Annotated in this window: 7 protein-coding genes and 1 pseudogene; 4 read left to right on the forward strand and 4 right to left on the reverse strand. The window is 61.6% G+C overall.

What is annotated here, in order from left to right:
• On the reverse strand, nucleotides 1-1,093 hold a 1,093-nt coding region (locus E7813_RS14680), incomplete at its 3' end, for an ABC transporter substrate-binding protein (protein WP_291575081.1).
• A gap of 88 nt (nucleotides 1,094-1,181) precedes the next feature.
• Nucleotides 1,182-1,571, reverse strand: coding sequence for a hypothetical protein (locus E7813_RS14685; protein WP_291575082.1), 390 nt, complete (start codon nucleotides 1,569-1,571; stop codon nucleotides 1,182-1,184).
• A 178-nt stretch (nucleotides 1,572-1,749) separates the two neighbouring features.
• On the opposite strand from E7813_RS14685, the gene E7813_RS14690 reads away from it, so the two are divergent.
• The 3 genes from E7813_RS14690 (at nucleotide 1,750) to E7813_RS14700 (ending at nucleotide 4,612) form a co-directional block, all read left to right on the forward strand.
• Complete coding sequence (locus tag E7813_RS14690) at nucleotides 1,750-2,508, forward strand: proteasome-type protease (RefSeq protein ID WP_291575083.1); 759 nt, start codon at nucleotides 1,750-1,752, stop codon at nucleotides 2,506-2,508.
• A gap of 13 nt (nucleotides 2,509-2,521) precedes the next feature.
• Nucleotides 2,522-3,280 carry an SDR family oxidoreductase gene (locus tag E7813_RS14695; protein WP_291575085.1) on the forward strand — a complete coding sequence of 253 codons (759 nt, stop codon included), beginning with the start codon at nucleotides 2,522-2,524 and terminating at the stop codon, nucleotides 3,278-3,280.
• An 81-nt stretch (nucleotides 3,281-3,361) separates the two neighbouring features.
• Nucleotides 3,362-4,612: a nucleoside transporter C-terminal domain-containing protein gene (locus E7813_RS14700; RefSeq protein ID WP_291575089.1), complete on the forward strand. Its 1,251-nt coding sequence runs from the start codon at nucleotides 3,362-3,364 to the stop codon at nucleotides 4,610-4,612.
• 54 nt (nucleotides 4,613-4,666) lie between these two features.
• Here E7813_RS14700 and E7813_RS14705 read toward each other — a convergent pair whose 3' ends face one another.
• Nucleotides 4,667-5,206, reverse strand: coding sequence for a cupin domain-containing protein (locus E7813_RS14705; protein WP_291575086.1), 540 nt, complete (start codon nucleotides 5,204-5,206; stop codon nucleotides 4,667-4,669).
• Nucleotides 5,207-5,323: 117 nt separating this feature from the next.
• Entirely contained in the window at nucleotides 5,324-5,608 is a 285-nt protein-coding gene (locus tag E7813_RS14710) for an usg protein (RefSeq protein WP_291575087.1), read from the reverse strand.
• Between the two features lie 380 nt (nucleotides 5,609-5,988).
• Between E7813_RS14710 and E7813_RS14715 the strand changes: the two are divergent.
• A pseudogene (locus tag E7813_RS14715) lies at nucleotides 5,989-6,074 on the forward strand (co-chaperone GroES); the annotation flags it as partial.

Genomic DNA, 6,074 nt, shown 5'->3' on the forward strand with positions numbered 1-6,074 from the left:
CCTGAGCTTCCGCAATGTTTTTCTCGATGTCGGAGCCATATCCCGTCAGCGATGACACCATTTCCGGCGGCATGCTCCATTCGCCCGCCGGCGTCGGCAGCATTGCCCCGCCCAGAAGTCCCGATCCTTCCATCAAGACCGTATTGAATACCTTGCGATCGATCGCGAGCGACATCGCCTTGCGGATGTCCGCACTGTCGAACGGCGGATTTTCGCGATTCACCATCAGGTTGACCTGCGTTCCGGTGATGACCATCCCGCAGATCGCATTCGGTGCGCGCGCCTTGATATCTTTCATCAGGGGAACGCTGACATCCGAGGGAAAGGTGATATCGAATTCGCCGGTCGCGAATGCCAGCATTCGCGTCGCGCGGCTGTCGATCATCCTGAAAGTTATCTCATCGAGATAGGGACGGTCCTTTTTCCAGTAATCCGGATTGCGCACCAGACGGATCGACTCGCCACGCTTGAATTCGACGAACTTGAACGGACCGGTGCCGACCGGCCTGGTGCGCATGGTCGCTTGCGGAACGTGGCACGGATAGACCGGCGAAAAAGAACTCGCGAGCAACACCGGCAAGCTGGGCTGCGGCGCGCTCAACTCGAAGGTGGCCTCGTAGTCGCCATTGATGGTGACGTCCTGCAGTTTTGTGTACCAGACCCGGCGCGGGTTCCTGTGAAAATCCGCGACATCGCTCTTTCCGATCAGCATCCTCCAGGTGCATTGCACGTCCCTGGCCGTGAACGGCATACCATCATGCCACTTCACGCCCTGTCGCAGCTTGAAAGTCAATTTGGTGTTGGTGGAGTCCCAGGACCAGCTTTCGGCCAGGTCCGGGATGACGGTTTCGATGCTCTCGTGGACCTTGGAGGGATCGAACACCACGAGGTTGTTGAAGACGGCCGCAAACGGCGTCACCGAAGCTATCGTCGATTCCTCGAGCAGTGAGGTGCTGGGCGGATTGTCGTTGTGATAGAGCCGCAGCGTGCCGCCACTTTTCTGGGCAGAAACCGGCGTTGCGGCCAATAAAGCAATACCGAAGAGCGCGATCGGCGTCGCCGCTAACCTGGTTTGCAACCGGCTGGTGCGCACGCTGGCCTCCCAAGGGTTATTTTTATAAGACCGCCGCGATTGAGAATACCCGTTTTTGGCGGAGCGCGCCGGTAAATGACGGCAAGCGTCAATACTCGCAACTGCGGTAGTTCGACGCCTCGCAGGCTTGCGCCATCTGCTGCGCCTGTGAAATCTCCTGTGGCGTCATGGTCTGCGACAGCTCGTGCAATTCCACTTGCGCCTTGGCGTCGCCATGGGCTGCGGCGCGACTGAACCATATGAAGGCGTGAACGGAACTGCGGGCAACCCCCTGCCCCCTGCGGTACATCACCCCGAGCAGGCCTTGCGCTTTGGCATTGCCCCGTTCGGCGAGCGGACGAAACAGCCGGATCGCCGGCATGTAGTCGCCGCGGTTATAGGCTACCATGCCGTCTTCCCACGGGCCCGCGTGAGCTCCCGAGATGCCCCAAATTTGCGTGGCGGCAACCAATCCGCCGACGATCATTCGCATTTTCATGCGCCGCCCTCCGCCCGGAAATTCGACGACCGTTATTTAACCGCTTGGCGGCCGCCACGCCACGGCGATTTCGCGTGCCGGACGCGCACGACGCCGCTTCAATCGGGGTTGGACGCCGCCCCAAAATTGGATACTAGTTTGACGCCGGTAATCGTCAGAGTGTGTTCAGGGACTGGGAATGACCTATTGCTGCGGAGTGCTGGTACGGGACGGGCTAGTCATGATCGCGGACACCCGTACCAATGCCGGCCTCGACAACGTCTCGACCTTTCGCAAACTCCATGTCTTCAGCAAGCCGGGCGAGCGCATCATGGCAATCGCGAGCGCTGGCAATCTCGCCATCAGCCAGTCGGTGCTGTCGACCCTGATCGAGGGGCTCGAAGATCCGCACACCGGCGACATCGAAACCCTGCTGAACGCGCCGACCATGTTCCAGGCGGCGCAGCGCATCGGCCGGGCGATCCGTGCGGTCCATGCCACCGAAGGCGTGGCGCTGCAGTCCGAAGACATCAATTTCGACGTGTCATTCCTGTTCGGCGGCCAGATCAAGGGCTCGCGGATGCGGCTGTTCATGGTCTATCCGGCCGGCAATTTCATCGAATGCACCACCGACACGCCCTATTTGCAGATCGGCGAGCATAAATACGGCAAGCCGGTGCTCGATCGCGCCATGCATTACGAGGTCGAACTGTATGAAGCGCTGAAGACCAGCCTGATCTCGATGGACTCGACCATGCGTTCCAACCTCGGCGTCGGCCTGCCGATCGACGTGCTGGTGGTGCGCTCGGATGTCTGCGACGCCGACCTCAATCACCGCATCGAGGCGGGTGAGCCGTATTTCCACGATCTGCGTTCGCGCTGGTCGGCGGCGCTGCGCGCGGCGCACCAGAATATTCCACGACCACCCTACAAGACCGAAGCCGAACCAAAAACATAAAGGGCGAAAACACATGACCGAGGCAGGAAACAAGATCGCCGTCGTGACCGGCGCCGGCACCGGTGTCGGACGCGCGGCATCGCTGGCGCTGATGAACGCCGGCTTCACGGTGGTGCTCGCCGGGCGCCGCATGGAAATGCTGCAGGAGACCCAAAAGCTCGGCGACAACGTCGGCAAGAGCCTGCCCGTCTCCGCCGACATGACCGATCCGGGATCGATCGCGGCGTTGTTCGCCAAGGTGATGGAGGTCTATGGCCGGCTCGATCTTCTCTTCAACAATGCCGGCATGGGCGCGCCGCCGGTGAACTTCGAGGATCTCGGCCTGGCGCAGTGGCAGGCCGTGGTGAACACCAACCTCACCGGACCGTTTCTGTGCACGCAGCATGCTTTCCGGATCATGAAGGACCAGACCCCGCGCGGCGGCCGCATCATCAACAACGGTTCGATTTCGGCGCACGCGCCACGGCCGTTCTCCGCGGCCTATACCTCCACCAAGCACGCCATCACCGGCCTGACCAAGGCCAGCAACCTCGATGGCCGCATGTACGACATCGCGGTCGGGCAGGTCGACATCGGCAATGCCGCAACCCCGATGACGGACCGCATGGTCGCCGGCGTGCTGCAGCCCGACGGCCGCAAGATTCCCGAACCGCGCATGGACGCCAAGGCGGTCGGCGACGCGGTTGCCTACATGGCAAGCCTGCCGCTCGACGCCAACGTGCTGTTCATGACGGTGATGGCGAGCAAGATGCCGTTCGTGGGACGCGGATAAGTTGTCGCCCCCGGGGCGCGTGCTGAATTATTCGTCATGGCCGGGCTTGTCCCGGGCATGACGGGTGGCCTCGGGGGGCACATGCTGCAACTGCAATCGGCGTTCGGCGTGTTGGCATTGCTCGCGGTCGCATGGGCATTCGGTGAAAATCGCCGCGCGGTTTCACTGCGACAGACTGCGATTGGCCTCGTCGTCACCATTCTTGCCGCGGTGGCACTGATAAAGCTGCCATTCGTCGCGCACGCGTTCGGCGCCATCAACGATGCCGTCGGCGCAATTGCCGCGGCCTCGCGCGCGGGCACCTCCTTCGTGTTCGGATACCTCGGCGGCGGCGCGCTGCCATTCGATCTCAAGGCACCCGGCGCGGATTTCATCCTGGCGTTTCAGGCGCTGCCGGTCGTGCTCGTCATGAGCGTGCTCACCACGCTGCTGTTCTATTGGCGGGTGCTGCCGCCGATCGTGCGCGGCATGGCGTGGCTCTTGGAACGCACGCTCGGCGTCGGCGGCGCGGTTGGGCTGTCGACCGCCGCCAACATCTTTCTCGGCATGGTCGAAGCGCCGCTGTTCATCCGGCCCTATCTGGCGCAGCTCACCCGCAGCGAATTGTTCCTGGTCATGACCGGCGGCATGGCCGGGATCGCCGGCACCGTGCTGGTGCTTTACGCTACGCTGCTGGCGCCGCTGATTCCGGATGCCGCGGCGCATTTTGTCATTGCCTCGGTGCTGGGGGCGCCCGCCGCGATCCTGGTCAGCCTGATCATGGTACCGGAGACATCGGACAAGCGCACCGGCGGCGCGCTTGACGATCCCGACATGCAGGCTTCCGGCACCATGGACGCGATCGTCAAGGGCACCACGGCCGGGCTTGAGCTTTTGCTCAACATCATCGCCATGCTGATCGTGCTGGTGGCGCTTGTATATCTCGCCAACGCCATCCTCGGGCTTTTGCCCAACGTCGGCGGCGCCGGCATTTCGCTGCAGCGGGTGCTGGGCTACGCGATGGCGCCGGTGTGCTGGCTGATGGGCGTGCCATGGCCCCAAGCGGTCACGGCGGGCAGCCTGATGGGCACCAAGACCGTGCTGAACGAGCTGATCGCCTATGTCGATTTGTCGAAACTAGGCACCGATGCGCTCGATCCCCGCTCCCGGCTTATCATGCTCTATGCCATGTGCGGCTTTGCCAATTTCGGCAGTCTCGGCATCATGATCGGCGGGCTCGGCACCATGGCGCCGGGCCGCCGCGACGAGATTGCATCGCTCGGATTGAAATCGATCGTGTCGGGCACGCTGACCACCTGCCTGATGGGTGCGATCGTGGGGGTGTTGAGTTAAATATCTCAACGTCCTTCCGGGACACGCCTCCTGGCGTGGGCCCCGCATGACGAACTACGCCGCCAGTTCAACCGTCCTGAACTCCGCCGGCAGAATCACTTCGAGCAATTCGACATCGTCGGAATAGTCCATGATCAGGTGCTTGATCCGCGGCGGCTGGGTCCAGCAGGTACCCTGCTTCATCAGGGTCTCGCCCTGCCCTTCCATGTAGGTTTTGACCCAGCCCTTGAGGACATAGACCATCTGGAATTCGACGTCGTGGAAATGCAGCTTTGAGACTTCTGCCGGATTGCATGGTCCGATCAGCCGGATCACATGCGCCTGGGCCAGACCTCCGGTCGCGCCGGCGATGCCGAGGTCGCGGTAATGCGCGTAGCTGCGCAAGCCATCGGCTTTGAAATCCTCGTCGCGGTAATGGCTGATGGCGATACGCTGCTTCGGACGGCGCTTTGGTTTGGCGGCCGGCAGGGCGCGCGCCTTGACGCGCTTTCGCGAGGTGGATTTGGCGGCGGCCTTATTGATCTTGCGCGCCGGCGATTTTTTCTGCGCGGCATTGCGGGCCGCAGCCCGTGAGGTCGGCTTCTGCTTGGCCATTGGTACTCTCCCTTTCCGTTTCACGGGAGGGATATTAGCACAAAGGGAACGCGCAGGGTGGCTAAGGAAGCGAGCCCGCCATCACTTCGGCGCAAGGGCGCCCGCCCATCCTGCAAATCAATGCAGCCGGAACACGCCGTCGACCGCGCGCAGTTCGGCGGGCTTGATCAGCTTGGAATGCGCCACCGTCACCGAGAACAACGGTCCCTCCAGCGACTTCTCCCAGAACGAGAGAAAATCCTTCAGCGCCGGAAATTTCGGAAACAGATCGTAGTTCTGCCAGACGTAGGTTTGCAGCAGCGAAGGGTGATCCGGCATGCGATACAGAATTTGCGCCGTCGTCAGCCCGTAACCCAGCACCTGCTTCCGGAAATCCTCGGAAACCCCAACCCGCGAGACCATGCTAACCTCCATTGCTGGAGCGCATTTTCCGAAGTGGCCGCCGACCGGGAGCCACCCGGTGGAGATGCGCTCACATGAAACAAATGTGACGCACGATACCAACCCATCACAAGCCTAAAAGTTTAACGAACTGTTGATATTTCGAGCGTTGGCAGCTACTTACCGCGACTGCTAACAGTGCGGCGCCGGCTCGGATCGCTATCGTTAACGATGCCTTCGGATTTTGGCAGCCGTCATATTTGAGTGCCAATTTTTCTGCTAGAAGCCCTTGTCCCCCGCACCGGTCTGGCCTATGTCCTGTCCAGCCTCGCTGGCACTCGCTGGCGGGGACTGCCAAATTCCAAAACTCTACAACATCTTCAAATGCTTAGGAGGACTGCATGAAATTCCGTCCGCTTCACGACCGCGTTGTGGTCAAGCGTATCGACGCCGAAGAGAAGACCGCTGGCGGCATCATTATTCCGGA

The organism is Bradyrhizobium sp. (genome assembly GCF_004799405.1).
Classification (GTDB): domain Bacteria; phylum Pseudomonadota; class Alphaproteobacteria; order Rhizobiales; family Xanthobacteraceae; genus Bradyrhizobium.